The following is a 17952-nucleotide window of genomic DNA, read 5'->3' on the forward strand; positions in this document are numbered from 1 at the left end:
ATGTCTGAGACGAAGAGCGCACTGCCCCGTCAGGTCGCCGACGCGTACGTCGACGAACTCGTCGCCCTCGACCCGGTCACCGGCACCTACCTCGGTGTCGCGGAGAGCTCCGGCAGGCTTCCCGACTACTCCCCCGCCGGCCATGAGGCCCTGGCAGACCTGGCGCGCACCACGCTGGCGCGCCTGGACGAGGCCGAGCGGCAGCCCGGCGCGGACAGCGACGCCGAGCGCCGCTGTGCCCGGCTGCTGCGCGAGCGGCTGACCGCCGGGCTCGCCATGCACGACGCCGAGGAGCATCTGCGCGCGGTCGGCAACATGCACACCCCCGGCCACGCGGTGCGGGGCATCTTCACCGTGACCCCGTCCGAGACCGAGGAGGACTGGGCGGCGATCGTGGAGCGGCTGCGCGCCGTCCCGGCCGCCTACGCGGGCTACCGTGCCTCGCTCGAACTGGGCCTGGAGCGCAAGCTGTTCGGGGCTCCCCGGCCGACCGCCACCTTCGTGGAGCAGCTCACCGAGTGGGCGGACACCGGCGAGGGCAAGGGCTGGTTCGAGGACTTCGCCGCCGCCGGACCCGACGCGCTGCGCGCCGAGCTGGACGAGGCGTCCCGCGCGGCGACCGCCTCGGTGGCCGAGCTGCGCGACTGGGTGCGGGACGTGTACGCCCCGGCGATCGAGGGCACCCCCGAGGTGGTCGGCCGGGAGCGCTACGCCCGCATGTCCCGCTCCTTCAACGGCACCGACCTCGACCTGGACGAGGCGTACGCCTACGGCTGGGCGGAGTTCCACCGGCTGCGCGCGGAGATGGTGAAGGAGGCGGAGAAGATCCTGCCGGGCGCGAAGACGCCCTGGGAGGCGCTCGCGCACCTGGACGAGCACGGCCGGCACATCGAGGGGGTCGAGGAGACCCGGCAGTGGCTCCAGGACCTGATGGACCGGGCGATCACGGAGCTGGACGGCACGCACTTCGAACTGGCCGAGCCGGTGCGCACGGTGGAGTCGCGCATCGCCCCGCCCGGCAGCGCTGCCGCCCCGTACTACACCGAGCCCTCGGAGGACTTCTCCCGTCCGGGGCGGACCTGGCTGCCGACGATGGGTGCGACCCGGTTCCCGGTCTACGACCTGGTCTCCACCTGGTACCACGAGGGCGTGCCGGGTCACCATCTCCAGCTCGCGCAGTGGGCGTACGTCGCGGACAGCCTCTCGCGCTACCAGGCCACGGTCGGCATCGTGAGCGCCAACGCGGAGGGCTGGGCGCTGTACGCGGAGCGGCTGATGGACGAGCTGGGCTACCTCGCGGACGCGGAGGAGCGGCTCGGCTATCTGGACGCGCAGATGATGCGCGCGGTGCGGGTCATCATCGACATCGGCATGCATCTGGAGCTGGAGATCCCGGCGGACTCGCCGTTCCACCCCGGTGAGCGCTGGACGCCGGAGCTGGGCGAGGAGTTCTTCGGCGCGCACAGCAGCCGTCCGGCGGACTTCGTGGCGAGCGAGCTGACCCGGTATCTGACCATGCCGGGCCAGGCCATCGGCTACAAGCTCGGCGAGCGGATGTGGCTGCTCGGCCGGGAGCGGGCGCGTGAGCGGCACGGCGCCTCCTTCGACCTGAAGGCATGGCACATGGCGGCGCTGTCGCTGGGTTCACTGGGTCTGGACGACCTGCTGGACGAACTGTCGCGGCTCTGACGGAGCCTGCCCCGCGACGGTGAAGCCGTACGGAAGCGGGCGTCGCCCTCAACCGTACGGCCCCCTCCCGCTGGCGCGGTCCCGCGCACCGGCTGCTTGCTGGTGCGGGGGCCGTCGCTCGGGAGGTGGGCCGCTCATGCAGGTCAAGGGGCGCAAGGGACCGGGCCGGGAGGCGCTGGAGACCCCGCGCGCTGCCGGTCTCGCCGGGGTGGTGTTCGCACTGCTCCTCGCGGCGACGATCGTGCTGATGCGGCTCGGCATCCCCGAGGGCGCCGACGCGGCGACCGCGCGGGGGCTCACCGATCCCTCGCGGCGCAGCGCCGTGCAAACGGCGCTGGCGCTGATCCCGTTCGCGGGCATCTTCTTCCTGTGGTTCCTCGGCGCGGTGCGCGCCCATGTGGGTGAGGTCGAGGACCGGTTCCTGGCGACCGTGCTGCTCGGCAGCGGTCTCGTCTTCACCGCGACCCTGTTCGGCGCCGCCGCGGCTGCCTCCGCCGTGCTGGCGGTCTCGCACCCGGCGGGCAGCACGCCGTCGCCGGAGACCTGGGACTTCGGGCGGCACTTCGCTTACGGGCTGATGACCGAGTACGCGATGCGGATGGCGGCCGTCTTCGTGTCGTCCATGTCCGTGATCGGCAAGCGGCTGGGCGTCCTGCCGCGCTGGCTGACGGTGCTGAGTTCGCTGACGGCGCTGGTCCTGCTCTTCGTCTCCTCGAACGTGCCCTGGGCGGAGCTGGTCTTCCCCGCCTGGTCGCTGGTGCTGAGCGCGCACATCCTCGTGGCGAGCGGACGGCGGCGGGCAGCGGGCGCCCCCTAGGGGGACGCCCCCTAGGTGCGCCTGCCTCACCCGTTCGGCGGCTCCCGGCGCGCGGGTGGGGGCGTCCGGCTTCCATGCTGGCGGGCGGGGGACGACCCGCCGTCCGGGACCGCGCGCCGTGCACGAGGGCGCGCCGACCGGGCCTGGCCACCGGAAAGAGAGCGGAGCCTCGATGAGGATCGTCGTCGATCTCAACAAGTGCCAGGGATACGCCCAGTGCGCGTTCCTGGCCCCCGACGTCTTCACCATGCACGGCGACGAGGCGCTGCTCTACAACCCGCGCGCCGCCGACGAGGAACGCGACGCGGTCGCCCGGGCGGCTGCCGCCTGCCCGGTCAAGGCGATCACCGTCGAGGGCGTCTACGAGGGCGCCTCCGCCCATGACGAGCCGCTGGCCGTCGGAGCCTCCTGGGAGCTGTCCGATGGCCGCTGACTACGTGGACTGGCTGCGCCGCGAGGGCCGCATCGTGATCGTCGGCGCCTCTCTCGCCGGGCTGCGCGCGGCCGAGACCCTGCGCGAGGAGGGCTTCACCGGCGCGCTGACCCTGATCGGCGACGAGCCGTACGAGCCCTACGACCGGCCGCCGCTGTCGAAGTCGGTGCTGCTCGGCAAGGCGTCCCCGGAGCACACCGAGCTGCCCCGGCGCCGGCACCTGGACGCCGAGTGGCGGCTCGGCGTCCCGGCGACCGGGCTCGACCTGACCGGCAAGCGGGTGCTCCTCGCCGACGGCGAGGAGGTGGAGTACGACCGGCTGCTCATCGCGACCGGTGTACGCGCCCGGCCCTGGCCCAAGGAGGAGGAGGCCGGGCTGGACGGCGTGTTCGTGCTGCGCACCCGGGACGACGCGACCCGGCTGTGCAACCGGCTGCGCGCCGGGGCGCGGCGGGTCGTGGTGATCGGCGCCGGGTTCGCCGGGTCCGAAGTCGCCTCGGCCTGCCGGGAGATGGGACTCGAGGTGACCGTCTGCGAACGCGCTGGCGCGCCGCTCGTGGGCGCGCTCGGCGGGGTCGTCGGAGCGGTCGCCGCCGAGCTCCACGAGGAGAACGGCGTGGATCTGCGCACCCACATCACGGTGACCGCGCTGGAGGGCGACCCGATGGGCCGGGTCCGCGCGGTGCATCTGTCGGACGAGAGCGTGCTCGAGGCCGATGTCGTGGTCGTCTCGCTGGGCTCGCAGCGCAACACCGAGTGGCTGACCGGGTCCGGGATCGGCGCGGGACCGCGCGGCATCGCGAGCGACGCGGGCTGCCGTGCCTTCGACTTCCGGGGCATCGTCACGGACGACGTGTTCGTGGCCGGTGACGTGGCGCGCTCCCCGCATCCGATGTTCGGCTACCAGTTCCTCTCCCTGGAACACTGGGGCAACGCGGTCGCGCAGGCGGAGACGGCCGCGCACAACATGATCTGCCGACCGTACGACCGGCGCCCCCACCTGTGGATGCCCGCCTTCTGGTCCTCGCAGTTCGGGGTGAACATCAAGTCGGTGGGCGTGCCGCCCATGGGCGACGAGCTGATGATCACCCAGGGGTCGACGGCGGAGCGCCGGTTCGTCGGCGTCTACGGCCACAAGGGCCGCATCGTGGCCGCCGTGTCCTTCGACAACGCGCGCTGGCTGGAGTACTACCAGCGGCAGATCGAGCAGGGCGCCCCCTTCCCGGCCGACTATCCGACGATGGACCGGCGTCCCGAGGGGCGGCGGGCGGTGGCCTCCGACTTCCCCGACCCCTCCCTGCCGACCCACGCCCCGACCGTCACCCTCAGCGGCTACTCCCCGGCCGACCGCCGCCTGGTCTTCACCCCCGGCCACCACTGACCGCACGCCCAAGGACCTGTCATGACGCGAGCCTCGCTGGTGCGCCAGATCACCGACTTCGCCAACCGCGCGAACCCGTACCCCCTCTACGCGGAGCTGCGCCGCACCCCGGTGCTGCACGAGGAGGAGGGCGACCCCTATGTCATCAGCTCGTACTGGGACATCGAGAGCCTGCTGCACGATCCCCGGATCAGCTCGGACGCGAGCAATCTGGCGGAGCCCGGGGCGGACGAGCTGGGGGAGAACACGGGGCTGCCGCCCTCCTTCATCCGCCTCGACCCGCCGGAGCACGACCGGCTGCGGCGCATCGCCAACAGCGCCTTCGGACCGCCGCACAAGCCGCGCCGCGTCGACGACATGCGGCCCGAACTGCACGAGATCGTGGGCGAGTTGATCGACGGCTTCGGGGACGCCCGGGAGATCGACCTGGTGGACCAGTTCGCGTATCCGTTCCCGGTGACGGTGATCTGCCGACTGCTCGGGGTGCCCCGCGAGGACGAGCCGCGTTTCCGGGCGTGGGTCGATCCGATCGTGGCCGGTCTGGACCCGGACACCCGGCAGTCGGATCCGGAGTTCGTGAAGAACGTGCAGGAGGCACGGACGCAGCTCGGGATGTATCTGGCCGGGCTGGTGGAGCAGCGGTCCAAGGAACCGGGCGACGACATGCTGTCCGACCTGGCCGCGGGCAAGGGCCCGGACGGCTCCATGACGGTGATGGAGATCCTCAGCACCGCCGTGCTGCTGCTGATCGCGGGCCACGAGACCACGGTCAACCTGATCACCAACGGCATGCTGACCCTGCTGCGCCACCCCGAGTACCTGCACCGGCTGCGCGAGGACCCCGACCTCGCCGCCAACATCGTGGAGGAGCTGCTGCGCTACGAGCCGCCCGTGCAGCTCGTGCCCCAGCGCACCTGCATCACCGACATCGAGGTGCGCGGGGTGACGATTCCGGCGGGCTCGCGGATCTGGCTGATGCTGGCGGCGGGCAACCGCGACCCGGAGCGCTTCAAGGACCCCGACCGCTTCGACCCGGACCGCTCGGACCTCCAGCACCTGGGCTTCGGCAGCGGCATCCACAGTTGCTTCGGCGCCCCGCTGGCCCGCCTGGAGACCCAGATCGCGCTGGCCGAGCTGGCGCGGCGCCTGGTGGAGCCCCGGCTGGTGGAGGACCCGCCGCCGTACCGGCCCAACGCGGTGCTGCGCGGGCCGCGCCATCTGCCCGTCGCCTTCGAGGGCGTACGGCCCTGAACCCCAGCGTCCGCCCCTGAGGAACCGGTCCCCTCACACGCCCCGCAGTCGCAGCGTGGACCCCGATCTGCCCTTCACGACCTCCAGTTGGGCGTGGATGCGGCGGCGCAGGTCGCCCACGTGGCTCACGATGCCGACGCTGCGGTCGCGTTCGCGCAGGGAGTCGAGGACGTCCAGGACCTCGTCCAGGGTCTGGTCGTCCAGGCTGCCGAAGCCCTCGTCGATGAACAGGGTGTCCAGGCGGACCCCGCCCGCCTCGTCGGTGACCACGTCCGCGAGACCGAGGGCGAGGGCGAGGGAGGCGAAGAAGGTCTCGCCGCCGGACAGGGTCGCGGTGTCCCGCTCGCGCCCGGTCCAGGCGTCCACGACGTGCAGCCCGAGCCCGCTGCGCCCGCGTCCGCTGCGGTCGTCGGAGTGGACGAGGGTGTAGCGCCCCGAGGACATCATCCGCAGCCGCGCGGTCGCGGCGGCGGCGACCTGTTCGAGGCGGGCGGCGAGGACGTACGACTCCAGGCGCATCTTGCGCTCGTTGTCGGCGGAGGTGCCCGCGGTGAGACCGGCGAGCCGGGCCACCCGGTCGTACTCCTCACGCAGCGGGGCGAGACGGCGGGCGCCGTCCTCGGCGCGGGCGGAGAGCCGGTCCAGCTCGGCGGTGGCCCGCTGGGCGGCGTCGCGGGCGGAGACCGCTTCGCGCATCCGGCGTTCCGCACCGGCGGCGCGCTGTTCGGCGGCGACCGTGTCGGCGGGCGGCTGCTGAGCGGCCCGCGCCGTCTCGGGCTCGGCGAGCGCGACGCGTACGGCGGCTTCCTCCGACTGCCAGGCGTCCAGGCGGTGTTGGAGTTCGCGGTGGGCGGCGGGGTCGAGCAGGGCGGCGGCAGCGGCGGACGGGGTGTCGAAGCCCGCGCGGTAGGCGGCGTCGGCCAGGCGGGCGTCGGCCTCCTTCAGACGCGTGGCGGCTTCGTCGGCGGCGCGGGCGGCATCGGCGGCGGTGGTCAACAGGGCGGCGCGGCGCTCCAGTTGAGCGGCACGGTCGGCGACGGTGGCGGCATCCCCGCGCGCTCGTGCCAACTCCTCCTCCAGGGCGCTTTGTTCGCGCTCCAGGGTCTCGCGCCGGGTGACCCGGGAGGCGGTGCGCACGGCGGCGCCCTGACGTGCCTCCAGGCGCTGTTCGCGTTCCCGTTCCGCCTGGCGCAGCTCCTCCTGGGCGGCGTGCAGCGCGGAGGCGTCGCGGCGAGCCTGCTCGAACTCGCCCTCCAGCTCGCGGAGTTCGGCGGCGAGACGGTCGACGGGGGCGTCACCCGCCTCGGCGGTGACGGTGTCCAGTGCCGTCCGGAGTTCCACCGTGCGGCGCTCGTCCCGGGCGTGCTCCTCCTCTGCCTTCTGCTGCGCCTTGAGGGCACGCTGTTCGGCTTCGCGGTCCACGTGCCCGGCGTCCTTGCGCGCCGGAGCCGGGTGTTCGGTCGCCCCGCAGACGGCACAGGGCTCGCCCTCGGTGAGGTGGGCGGCGAGTTCGGCGGCGATGCCGTTCAGGCGCTGTTCCCTGAGGTCGAGCCAGCGTGTACGCAGGTCGCCCGCGCGCTGCCCGGAGTCCAGCGCACTACGGCGGGCGGCGTCCACCTCCCCGGTCAGCGCGTCCCGCCGCCGCGCCGCGTCCAGTTGTCGCCGGGCGGGCTCACGGCGTGCCCCGAGCTGCTCGGCGCGCACCGCCGCCTCCCCGGCGGCGTCGATCCGTGCCTGGAGTCCGTTCCGCAGGCTCTCCCACCCGCTGAGCCAGGCGTCCGCCTCGCGCAGCGCGTGCTCGTCCTCGCGCTCCTGGCGGTCGAGTCCGGCGCGCTCCGCGAGGAGCTGACCGAGCCGTCCCTCGGCCCGCCGGGCGGAGTCGAGTCCGCCCAGTTCCTCGGCGGCGCGGCGGGCGGCTGCCGCGAGACCGGTCGCGTCCGCCCCGGCGTGCTCCTCGGGCAGCGGGCGCCGGGCCTGTTCCTCGGCGCGGGTCGCCCGCAGATGCGCGGTCTCGGCTTCGCGGCGCAGGTCGAGGGCGGGGGCGACGGTCTCGGCCTTGCGCCCGCGCTCCATGCGCTGCTGCGCCGCACGGTGGTCGCCGGAGCGCTCCTCAAGGCGCGCGGCACGCTGCCGAGCCTCGGTGAACCGGGCCTGCGCGCGGGCGAGTTCACGCGCCTCGCCCAGGTGCCGCTGAGCCTCGGTGTGACCGGACTCGGCGGCGGCCAGTCGGCAGTGGGCGACGGCGAGGCGTTCGCGGGCGGCGCTGCGCGCGACGGCGGCGGCGGTGAGGACCGCTCCCGCGAGCCCGGGGTCGCCGGGGGCGAGGTCGGGCAGCTCCATGGCGTCGCCCGCCGCCTGCTGCATCCGGTGGGCGTCCGCGAGCAGCGCGGTGTCCGCCTCGCGCACCCGTGCCTCGGTGGCCCTCCTGCGTTCCGCGAGCCGCTTCTCCACCTCCGCGAAGCGCCGGGTGTCGAAGAGGCGCCCGAGCAGCTTGCCGCGTGCCTCGGCGTCGGCGCGCAGGAAGCGGGCGAAGTCGCCCTGGGGCAGCAGGACGACCTGGCAGAACTGCTCGCGGCTCATGCCGAGGAGCTGGGTGATCTCCTCGCCGATCTCCTGGTGGGAGCGGCTGAGGTCCTTCCAGGCGCCGCGCCCGGCGTCGTACTCGCGCAGCCAGCTCTGGGCTTTGTCGAGGGTGGTGCCGGTGCCGCGCTTCTTGGGGCGCTCCCACGGGGGCTGCCGGGTGATCTCCAGGCGGCGCCCGGAGACGGTGAGTTCGAGGCGGACCTCGGTGCGCGTGCCCGGCTCGGCGTGGTCACTGCGCAGGTGGGTGCCCTGGCCGTTCTGGCGGGCGCCGGGGACGGAGCCGTAGAGGGCGTAGCAGACGGCGTCCAGGACGGAGGTCTTTCCGGCGCCGGTCGGGCCGTGCAGCAGGAAGAGTCCGGCGGCGGAGAGGGCGTCGAAGTCGACGCTCTGGGTGGCGCCGAAGGGTCCGAAGGCGGTGATGTCGAGTCGGTGCAGCCTCACCGGGCGACCTCCCGCACGGTGTCGTCGGCGCGCACGGCGTCGAAGGCGTCGCGCAGGACGGCCGCCTCGCGCGGGTCGGGTCCGGCGCCGCGCACATGGGCGACGAAGTCCTCGGCGACCTGCTGGTCGTCGCGTCCGGCGAGGCGGCGGGCGTAGGAGACGGCGGGGTCGTCGGGGGCGCGCTCGGGTGCGAAGACGAGGCTGAGGGTGTGCGGGAAGCGGGCGGCGATGCGGGCCATGGGGTCGGCGGGGCGGATCGCGTCGGTGAGCGTTGCCTCGACCCAGGCGTCCTCGTGGCGGTCCAGGCGCGGGTCGGCCAGCAGGTCCTCCAGGGTGCCCCGGATGCGGGCGAGCGGGCGCGGGACCGGGCAGTCGAGGCGTTCGGCGCCGACCGAGCCGTCGGCGCCGAGGTCGATCAGCCACATGCTCTTGCGGTGGTCCGCCTCGGAGAAGGAGTAGGCGAGCGGGGAGCCGGAGTAGCGGACGCGCTCGGTGAGGGTCTGGCAGCCGTGCAGATGGCCGAGGGCGACGTAGTCCACGCCGTCGAAGACCCCGGCGGGTACGGCGGCCACTCCCCCGACGGTGATGTCCCGCTCGCTGTCGCTCGCCTCGCCGCCGGTGACGAAGGCGTGGGCGAGGACGACGGAGCGGGTGCCGGACGGGCGGGCGGCGAGGTCGGCGCGGACCCGGTCCATGGCGGCGGCGAGCACGGCTTCGTGTCCTGCCTTGGTCACCCCGAACTCGTCCTTGACGAGGGCGGGTTCGAGGTAGGGCAGGCCGTAGAGGGCGACCTCGCCGTGGGCGTCCGCGAGGACGACGGGGGTGCCCGCGGCGGAGGGTTCGGTGCGCAGGTGGATGCCCGCGCGGTCGATGAGTCCGGCGCCGACGCCGAGGCGGCGGGCGGAGTCGTGGTTGCCGGAGATCATCACGGTGGGCACGCCGAGGTCGGCGAGGCGGTGCAGGGCGTCGTCGAACAGCTCGACGGCGGCGAGCGGCGGGACCGCGCGGTCGTACACGTCCCCCGACACGACCACGGCGTCCACGGCGTGCTCGCGCACGGCGTCGACGAGGTGGCCGATGAACTCGGCCTGCGCACCGAGCATGTTCACCCGGTGGAAGGACCGGCCGAGATGCCAGTCGGAGGTGTGCAGGAGTCTCATGATTCCCGAGACTAACGGGAGGGTCCGACAACGGGCTCCGTCGCTTGCGTACCGACCGCCCCGTGCTTGACCGTTATGCCCGTTTCATCCCAATTGCCGGGCACTGTCGCCCGCTTCCCTGCTCAGACGTTCCCCTCCTCGCACGCTCCCCGGCTCAGACGTCCCCGTAGGCTTCCCCGCCCAGCTCGAAAGCCGCCGTCCCCGCCGTCGCGTCCGCCAGCCAGCCCCGGAAGGCGGCCACGTCGGCGTCCGGGAGGGCGATCTCGATGGCGACCGCCTCGCCGTAGCGCACGTCACGCACCTCGCGCCCGGTGGAGCGCAGGTCGTTCTGCACCTTGCCCGCGCGCTGGTGGTCGACGGTCACCGTGGCGAGCCGGTAGCGGCGCCGGGTGCGGCTGCCGACCGCGTCGAGTGCCTCGCCGACCGCGCCGCCGTAGGCCCGGATCAGTCCGCCCGCGCCGAGCTTCACGCCGCCGTAGTAGCGGGTGACGACGGCGACGACGTACCGCATGTCGCGGCGCAGCAGCATCTGGAGCATCGGCAGACCGGCGGTGCCGCCCGGCTCGCCGTCGTCGCTCGCCTTCTGCACCGAGGCGTCGGCGCCGATGACGTACGCCCAGCAGTTGTGCGTGGCGTCCGCGTGCTCCTTGCGGACAGCCGCGACGAACTCCTGCGCCTCGCGCTCGGTGGCGGCCGGGGCGAGCGCGCACAGGAAGCGGGAACGGTTGATCTCGGTCTCGTGCGTGCCCGCGCGGGCGACTGTGCGGTACTCGTCCTGCATCCCGCCAGCCTATGCGGAGCGCCGCGCTGGCCCGTGCCCCGGTGTGCGGGTGAGGATGCGGGGCATACGCGCCGAGCGATCAGGCGACCGGGGTCCCGGGCGCCGTACGAGGAGGCAGCACCGTATGACCCGCGTCCCCGTGCACCCCGACGCCACCGGCGCGGCCGGGCGGCACGGCGTGCTCCCCCGGTGCCGCTCCTGGCTCCTGGAGGGTCTGAGCGAGCAGACCGCCCGGCACCCGGGACCACACCGCACCCCGAGCCCGGAGCAGAAGGGCCACCCGTGGTGGCGGGTGATGTGCCTGACCGGTGTCGACTACTTCTCCACGCTCGGCTACCAGCCCGGCATCGCCGCCCTCGCGGCCGGGACGCTCTCCCCGCTGGCCACCCTGGTGCTGATCGCGCTGACCCTGTTCGGCGCGCTGCCGGTCTACCGCCGCGTGGCGCACGAGAGCCCGCACGGCGAGGGGTCCATCGCCATGCTGGAGCGGCTGCTGTCCTGGTGGTCGGGGAAGATCCTGGTGCTGGTGCTGCTGGGGTTCGCGGCGACCGACTTCATGATCACGATCACGCTGTCCTCGGCGGACGCCGCCGCGCATGTGCTGGAGAACCCGTTCGCCCCGCACTGGATCGAGGGCACCAACACCTGGATCACGCTCGTGCTGATCGGGCTGCTCGGCGCGGTCTTCCTCAAGGGCTTCAAGGAGGCGATCGGGATCGCGGTCACCCTGGTGGCCACCTATCTCACGCTCAACGTGGTGGTGCTCGCGACCTGTGCCTACGAGGTCCTCAGCCGCCCGGTGCGGATCTCCGACTGGACGCACGCGATGACCACCGCGCACTCCTCGCCGCTCGCCATGGTCGGCGTCGCCCTGCTGGTCTTCCCCAAGCTCGCGCTCGGCATGTCCGGCTTCGAGACCGGCGTCGCGGTGATGCCGCAGATCAAGGGCGCCCCCACGGACACCTGGGAGAACCCGGCGGGGCGCATCCGGGGCGCCCGCAAGCTGCTGACCACCGCCGCGCTGATCATGAGCTGTCTGCTGCTCCTGTCCAGCCTGGCGACGACGATCCTCATCCCGCAAGCGGACTTCAAGTCCGGCGGCCCCGCCAACGGCCGCGCCCTCGCCTATCTGGCCCACAAGTACCTGGGCGAGATCTTCGGCACCGTCTACGACCTCTCCACCATCACGATCCTGTGGTTCGCGGGCGCCTCCGCCATGGCGGGTCTGCTCAACCTCGTCCCGCGCTATCTCCCCCGCTACGGCATGGCTCCCGAGTGGACCCGTGCCGTACGCCCGCTGGTGCTGGTCTTCCTGGTCGCGGCCGTGCTGATCACCCTCTGGTTCCACGCGAGCGTGGACGAGCAGAGCGGCGCCTACGCCACCGGCGTGCTGGTCCTGATGCTCTCGGCGGCCTTCGCCTCCACGGTCGCCGTGCACCGCCGACGGCACCGGGGCGCCACGATCGGCTTCGGGCTGATCACCGCCGTGTTCCTGTACACCCTGGTCCTCAACGTGATCGAGCGACCCGACGGCATCAAGATCGCGTCCATCTTCATCGTGGCGATCATGCTCACGTCCTTCGGCTCGCGCGTGCACCGCGCCTTCGAACTGCGCGCCACCGACGTGGTCTTCGACGAGACCGCGCTGCGCATCGTCGACGCCGCCGCCGAGCGCGGTCCGCTCCAGCTCATCGCCAACGAGCCGGACGAGCACACCAGGCGCGCCTACCGCGCCAAGGAGCAGGAGCAGCGCGAGCACACCCGGCTGCCCAAGGGCGCCGACGTGATCTTCCTGGAGGTGTTCGTGCGCGACTCCTCCGACTTCACCGCCGAGATCACCGTGCACGGCGACGAGAAGCACGGGGTACGACGGCTGCGCGCGGACGGTCCCACGGTGCCCAACACCATCGCCGCCGTCCTGCTCGCCCTGCGCGACCGCACCGGCAAGCCGCCGCACGTCTACTTCAACTGGACCGAGGGCAACCCGGTCAGCCATCTCGTCCGCTTCCTGGTCTTCGGCAGCGGCGAGTCGGCGCCGGTCACCCGCGAGGTCCTGCGCCGCGCGGAACCGGACCAGGAACGCCGGCCCTGGGTGCACGTCGGCTGAACCGGGCTACGGCTGCTCCCCGCGTGGCGCCTTCTCCCCGCCCGGCGTCCTCTCCCCGCGTGGCGTCCTCTCCCCGCGTGGCACCGTGACCGAGGTCAGCCGCGCCGTGCCGGGGGCGAGCGCCGTCCAGTCGGCGCCGTTCCAGTCCAGCACCGCGACCGCCGAGGTGGGGAACTTGGCCCGCACCCGCTCCAGGGTGTCTCCGGCCGCCTCCCCCGCGAGCCCCTCGATGAGCCCTTCGAGTCCGGGGCTGTGCCCGATCAGCAGCAGCGTCCGCACCTCGGGCGGTGTCTCGCGCACCACCTCCAGGAGCCGGGCGGGGGGCGCCTCGTAGATCCGCCGGTCGAAGCGCACCGGCGGCGCCGCTGCCCACTCGGCGGCGGCCAGTTCCCAGGTGCGGCGGGCTCGTACGGCGGTGGAGCACAGGGCGAGGTCGGGCGGGTCGAGCGCCCGTCCGGCGGCGGGGGCGTCGCGCAGACCACGCGTGCCGAGCGGGCGGTCGTGGTCCGGGACGCCGTCCGGCCAGGCGGACTTGGCGTGCCGCAGCACGACCAGTCGGCGCGCCGGTCCGCTCACGCGGTGCCGCCCAGACCGCTCGCGAGGTCGAGGGCGAGGAGGCGGTCGGCGTACATGTATGTCTCGAAACGGGCGCCGTCGGACACTCCCGGCGCCCCGGCGACCTCGCGCAGCACGGCGAGCACGCCGGGCAGGTCGAGGTCGTCCTCCCAGGCGGCGCGCAGCCGGGTGCGCACCTCGTCCGGCACCGGCCGCGAGGGCTGCCGCGCCCAGCCCGCCACGTCCGCGCGCCATCCGGCGACGGTCCGCGCGGCTTCCTCCAGCGTCGCGCGGTCCAGGCGGACCGGTGCGGTGCGCGGGACGGAGAGCAGGGCGAGGCGGAGGGCGTCGGGGTGGTCGAGCAGCTCGGCGAGCGGCTCCTCACCGGACTCCGTCCACTCCACGGGAGCCACCGCGAGCACCGGACCGGTGCCGGGGGCGGGCGTGTCCCGTCTGAGGACGTGCACGGTCTGCGCCTCGCCGAGCCCCGACGCCAGGTCGCGGCTGTCCTCGAAGGGGCGGATGCCGAGGGTGGTCCCGGCGGTGCGCAGCTCCGCCTGTTCGCGGGGCGCGCTGAGCAGGGTCCACAGTGGGGTGCCCGCCAGCTCCAGGGCGCGCACGAGGAGGTCGGCGGCGAGCAGGACCCGCAGCGCCGTCAGGTCCAGGCCGGGCACATGGGCCTCGACACGGGTCAGCCCGCGGCGTGCGGGGGTGGGGGTGACGGGCTCGCCGGTCCGGGCGTCGAGGATGCGCAGCACGCAGCGAGCGTAGGCGGGCGAACGTCCGAACGCAGCACCTTGCGCCGATTTGGGCCACGTCGTTATCCGATGAGCGGTCTCCTCGTGTCCATGGCGGGGGAATCGGCGCGCGCGGGGCGTTGTTCGAGCCCACGGCACTTCCGCCGAGAACCGAGGAGGACGCCGTGTACGGCGACGAGGCGACGATCCGCAGCATCCTGACCGAGCTGGGCGACACCTGGGCGGTGGTCGGTCTGTCCAACAACCGGAACCGGGCGGCGTACGGCGTGGCGCAGGTGCTCCAGCGGTTCGGCAAGCGGGTCGTGCCGGTGCACCCGAAGGCCGAGACCGTGCACGGCGAGCAGGGGTACGCCTCGCTCGCGGACATCCCCTTCGCAGTGGACGTGGTGGACGTGTTCGTCAACAGCGAGTTGGCCGGCGCGGTCGCGGACGAGGCGGTGGCCAAGGACGCGCGGGCGGTGTGGTTCCAGCTCGGGGTCGTGGACGAGGCGGCGTACGAACGGACGCGGGCGGCGGGGCTGAGCATGGTCATGGACGCGTGCCCGGCGATCGAGATCCCCCGGCTGGGTCTCTGACGCGACCGGGTGCGGGGCCCGCGGTCCGGCGCGGGTCTCGCTCCTGCGCACCATGTGCAGGTGAAAGGTGCATGCTTGGGCATTCGCGTCCACAATGTCCCCGTGGGCGCGGCGCGTCCAGGCGCCGCCCGGCGGAAGGGAACCGATGTGAGCCACCGTCACCCTCGTCATCGTCACGCTCCTCACGCGGGTCCGCTCCACCGGCTCGCCCATCTCCTCACCCCGCACTCGCACGCCACCGCCGACCGGACCGACTCCGCCCTTGAGTCCTCGGCGCGCGGGCTGCGGGCGCTGTGGGTGTCGCTGGCCGTGCTGGGGGCGACCGCGCTGGCGCAGGCGGTGGTGGTCGTCGTCTCGGGGTCGGTGGCGCTGCTCGGGGACACCGTGCACAACGCGGCGGACGCGCTGACGGCGGTGCCGCTCGGCATCGCGTTCCTGCTCGGACGCAGGGCGGCGACCCGGCGGTTCACCTACGGCTACGGGCGGGCGGAGGACCTGGCCGGGCTGGTGATCGTGCTGACCATCGCCGCCTCCGCCGTGTTCACCGCCTGGGCGGCGGTGGACCGGCTGCTCGACCCGCGCCCGGTGGCGCACCTGCCCGCCGTCGCGGGCGCCGCCCTGGTCGGCTTCCTGGGCAACGAGTGGGTGGCCCGGTACCGGGTCCGGGTGGGACGGGAGATCGGCTCGGCCGCGCTGGTGGCGGACGGGCTGCACGCCCGCACCGACGGCTTCGCCTCCCTGGCCGTACTGCTCGGCGCCGGGGGCTCGGCGCTTGGCTGGAGCGCGGCGGACCCGCTGGTCGGGCTCGCCATCACGGCGGCGATCGCCCTCGTCCTGCGGGACGCGGCGCGTGAGGTGCTGCGGCGGATGCTGGACGCGGTCGATCCGGAGCTGGTGGACCGGGCCGAGCGGGCGGCACGGGAGGTGCCGGGCGTGCGCGGGGTGGGCGAGCTGCGGATGCGCTGGATCGGACACCGGCTGCGCGCCGAACTCGCGGTCCTGGTGGACGGCGAGGCGACCGCGCGCGAGGCGCACGCGGTCGCCGTGGCCGCCGAACACGCTCTGCTGCACGCCGTACCCGGGCTCACCGCCGCCCTGGTGCACGCCGATCCGGCGCCGGCGGAGGGCGAGAGCGACCCGCATCTGCCGCTCGCCCACCACGTGCCGGTACGGCTCAGTTGAGGCCGAGCCCCTCGATCACCACGGCGCCGGGCAGTTCCGCGAACACCTCGCCGGGCACGAGGAGTTTGCCCTGCCTGCGCCCGCTGCCGACGAGCACGTACGGCAGCTCCACGACGGCGGAGTCCACCAACAGCGGCCAGGTGTCCGGCAGCCCGATCGGGGTGATGCCGCCGTACTCCATGCCGGTCTCGCCGGTCGCCGTGTCCATCGGGGCGAACGACGCCTTGCGGGCGCCGAGTTGGCGGCGCACCACGCCGTTGACGTCCGCCTTGGTGGTGGAGAGCACCAGGCACGCGGCGAGCGTGGTCTCCCCGCCCCGCTTGCCCGCGACCACCACGCAGTTGGCCGACCGCTCCAGCAGCTCGGCACCGTAGTGCTCCACGAAGACGGCGGTGTCCGCCCACTGCGGGTCGGTGTCCACGTAGACGATCCGGTCGGCCGGGGTCTTGCCCTGCCAGTCGCGCAGGGCGGCGGCGACGGGCGCGGTCAGCCGGTCGAGGGCGTCGGGCGCCGGGAGGGCGGTGTCGAAGTTTCCGATGGGGGCGCGCATGACGGCACGCTAACAGCGTTATGGGCGCACGGGCGGGACGGAGACGGTCATGACCATCTCCATGGGGACCTCGCCCTCGTTGCCGTACGTGTGCGGGGTGTTGGCCTCGAAGGTGGCGCTCGCCCCGGCCGGTACGCGGTGGGGGGTGCCGTCCACGGTGAGGGTCAGCTCGCCGGAGGTGACGTGGACCAGCTCGACCGTGCCGGTGGGGTGCGGGTCGGAGGGGCTGCTCTCGCCGGGCATCAGGCGCCAGTCCCACAGCTCCAGCGGTCCGGGCGCCTCGGTGCCGGTGAGCAGTCTGCTGTAGCTGCCCGCGTCCGTGTGCCACAGGCGCACCGCCTGCTCGGCGGGGACGACCCGGACGCGTGGCCCGCGCTCGTAGTCGAGCAGGGTCGGCACGCTCACGCCGAGCGCGTCCCCGATCTTGACGACCGTGCCGATGCTGGGGTTGGTACGAGCCTGCTCGATCTGGATCAGCATGCCCCGGCTGACCCCGGCGCGGGCGGCGAGGGTGTCCAGGGTGAAGCCGCGCTCGGTGCGCCAGCGTCTGACGTTGCGCGCCAGGGACTGGGTCAGCAGGTCGAGGTCCGACACATCACGTCCATCGAGTCCATCGGGGCCATCGGGTGCGCAGGAGTACGCAGGAGGGGTGCGGGGGTTGCTGCGCTGCACCCCGTCGTACACCGCACTGTACTGCGGGCGGGCGGCGCGCAGCAGTGGGATTCGGCGCGGGGCGGCACCGGAGACGGGGTCAGCCCTCGGCGTCCAGCCGCGCCAACTGCTCGATCTGCCCCTCGTCCAGCTCGGCCAGCGCCCGGAACTGCGCCGGGGTCGACCCGTCCGGGGGCGGTACGGGCGCCGGGGTGCGCAGCGGGGGCTGCCAGCCCTCCTCCGGGGTCCAGCGGCGGACCACCCGGGCGGGGGCGCCCGCGACCACGGCGTGGTCGGGGACCGTGCCGCGCACCACCGCACCGGCGGCGACGACCACGTTCCGGCCGATCCGGGCGCCCGGCAGGATCACCGCGTTGGTGCCGATCCAGCAGCCGGGTCCGATCTCCACCGGCTCCATCCGGGGCCACTGCCTGCCGATGGGCTCGTGCGGGTCGTCGTAGGAGTGGTTGGTGGAGGTGACGTAGACGTACGGACCGAAGTAGCAGTCGCGCCCGATGGTGACGGAGGTGTCCGCGATGACGTGGCTGCCGCGGCCGAGGACCACGCCGTCCCCGATGGTCAGGATCGGCTCGGGTCCGAGGTCGAGGTCGGGCATGAGTCCGGCGGTGAGGGTGACCTGCTCGGCGATGATGCAGTAGGCACCGAGCCGGATCCAGGGCTCCCCGAAGACCGTGCCGAGCGGGAAGGCGAGCCGGGTGCCCTCGCCGATCGCGCCGAAGCGGAGGCGTCCGGGGTGCTCGGCGGAGACGGAGCCGGTGCGCCGCGCCCACTCCCAGACCGCGTGGACGGCCCGCTGGGCGAGGCCCTTCCGCCAGGAAGAGAAGGTGTTCGCGGTCTTCGGCACGCGCTCACGTTACTCACCGGTCGCCTCCGGCGCGGGGCAGTACCGCTGTGATCTTCACCCCATACGACAGTCCCCTGTGACGAGAGGTGCCATGCACTAGCGTGCGCGGAGACGCGACCTCGCCGACGCGACGGCTTCGCGACCTCGACGACTCGAAGAAGAGACGGTGGACC

The 17952-nt window shown here is 73.7% G+C and carries 16 protein-coding genes; 8 read left to right on the top strand and 8 right to left on the bottom strand.

What is annotated here, in order from left to right; all coding sequences use genetic code 11:
- The 5 genes from IF655_RS05040 (at position 1) to IF655_RS05060 (ending at position 5571) form a co-directional block, all read left to right on the top strand.
- Positions 1–1689 carry a DUF885 domain-containing protein gene (locus IF655_RS05040; RefSeq protein WP_199582272.1) on the top strand — a complete coding sequence of 563 codons (1689 nt, stop codon included), beginning with the start codon at positions 1–3 and terminating at the stop codon, positions 1687–1689.
- Positions 1690–1825: 136 nt separating this feature from the next.
- Entirely contained in the window at positions 1826–2506 is a 681-nt protein-coding gene (locus IF655_RS05045; protein ID WP_199582273.1) for a hypothetical protein, read from the top strand.
- A 172-nt stretch (positions 2507–2678) separates the two neighbouring features.
- Entirely contained in the window at positions 2679–2939 is a 261-nt protein-coding gene (locus IF655_RS05050; RefSeq protein ID WP_199582274.1) for a ferredoxin, read from the top strand.
- Entirely contained in the window at positions 2929–4320 is a 1392-nt protein-coding gene (locus IF655_RS05055; protein WP_199582275.1) for an NAD(P)/FAD-dependent oxidoreductase, read from the top strand. The genes IF655_RS05050 and IF655_RS05055 overlap by 11 nt, the downstream gene beginning before the upstream one ends.
- Positions 4321–4341: 21 nt before the next feature.
- On the top strand, positions 4342–5571 hold the full coding sequence (locus IF655_RS05060) for a cytochrome P450 (protein WP_199582276.1): 1230 nt from the start codon (positions 4342–4344) through the stop codon (positions 5569–5571).
- Positions 5572–5604: 33 nt separating this feature from the next.
- Here IF655_RS05060 and IF655_RS05065 read toward each other — a convergent pair whose 3' ends face one another.
- The 3 genes from IF655_RS05065 to IF655_RS05075 form a co-directional block, all read right to left on the bottom strand.
- Positions 5605–8595, bottom strand: coding sequence for an AAA family ATPase (locus tag IF655_RS05065; protein ID WP_199582277.1), 2991 nt, complete (start codon positions 8593–8595; stop codon positions 5605–5607).
- Positions 8592–9755 (bottom strand): exonuclease SbcCD subunit D, encoded by a 1164-nt coding sequence (locus IF655_RS05070; RefSeq protein ID WP_199582278.1) that lies wholly within the window; start codon positions 9753–9755, stop codon positions 8592–8594. Before IF655_RS05070 ends, IF655_RS05065 begins: the two co-directional genes overlap by 4 nt.
- Positions 9756–9909: 154 nt before the next feature.
- The gene (locus tag IF655_RS05075; protein WP_199582279.1) at positions 9910–10536 is read right to left on the bottom strand and encodes a YigZ family protein; all 627 of its coding nucleotides are present in this window, start codon (positions 10534–10536) and stop codon (positions 9910–9912) included.
- Between the two features lie 124 nt (positions 10537–10660).
- On the opposite strand from IF655_RS05075, the gene IF655_RS05080 reads away from it, so the two are divergent.
- On the top strand, positions 10661–12643 hold the full coding sequence (locus IF655_RS05080; protein WP_199582280.1) for an amino acid transporter: 1983 nt from the start codon (positions 10661–10663) through the stop codon (positions 12641–12643).
- Between the two features lie 6 nt (positions 12644–12649).
- On the opposite strand, the gene IF655_RS05085 is transcribed toward IF655_RS05080, so the two are convergent.
- Both IF655_RS05085 and IF655_RS31010 read right to left on the bottom strand, forming a co-directional pair.
- On the bottom strand, positions 12650–13219 hold the full coding sequence (locus tag IF655_RS05085) for a histidine phosphatase family protein (RefSeq protein ID WP_307814860.1): 570 nt from the start codon (positions 13217–13219) through the stop codon (positions 12650–12652).
- Positions 13216–13956 (bottom strand): hypothetical protein, encoded by a 741-nt coding sequence (locus IF655_RS31010; RefSeq protein WP_307814861.1) that lies wholly within the window; start codon positions 13954–13956, stop codon positions 13216–13218. Before IF655_RS31010 ends, IF655_RS05085 begins: the two co-directional genes overlap by 4 nt.
- A 164-nt stretch (positions 13957–14120) precedes the next feature.
- On the opposite strand from IF655_RS31010, the gene IF655_RS05090 reads away from it, so the two are divergent.
- On the top strand, positions 14121–14531 hold the full coding sequence (locus IF655_RS05090; RefSeq protein ID WP_199582282.1) for a CoA-binding protein: 411 nt from the start codon (positions 14121–14123) through the stop codon (positions 14529–14531).
- A gap of 147 nt (positions 14532–14678) precedes the next feature.
- The gene (locus IF655_RS05095) at positions 14679–15713 is read left to right on the top strand and encodes a cation diffusion facilitator family transporter (protein WP_199582283.1); all 1035 of its coding nucleotides are present in this window, start codon (positions 14679–14681) and stop codon (positions 15711–15713) included.
- Here IF655_RS05095 and IF655_RS05100 read toward each other — a convergent pair.
- The 3 genes from IF655_RS05100 to IF655_RS05110 form a co-directional block, all read right to left on the bottom strand.
- Complete coding sequence (locus IF655_RS05100) at positions 15706–16263, bottom strand: YbaK/EbsC family protein (protein ID WP_199582284.1); 558 nt, start codon at positions 16261–16263, stop codon at positions 15706–15708. The genes IF655_RS05095 and IF655_RS05100 overlap by 8 nt on opposite strands.
- A gap of 18 nt (positions 16264–16281) precedes the next feature.
- Positions 16282–16857, bottom strand: a complete 576-nt coding sequence (locus IF655_RS05105; protein ID WP_199582285.1) for an XRE family transcriptional regulator — start codon at positions 16855–16857, stop codon at positions 16282–16284.
- A gap of 157 nt (positions 16858–17014) precedes the next feature.
- Positions 17015–17779, bottom strand: coding sequence for an acyltransferase (locus IF655_RS05110; RefSeq protein ID WP_199582286.1), 765 nt, complete (start codon positions 17777–17779; stop codon positions 17015–17017).
- Positions 17780–17952 lie beyond the last annotated feature (173 nt).

Source organism: Streptomyces sp. DSM 110735 (genome assembly GCF_016482685.1).
In the GTDB taxonomy this organism is placed as follows: Bacteria; Actinomycetota; Actinomycetes; order Streptomycetales; family Streptomycetaceae; genus Streptomyces.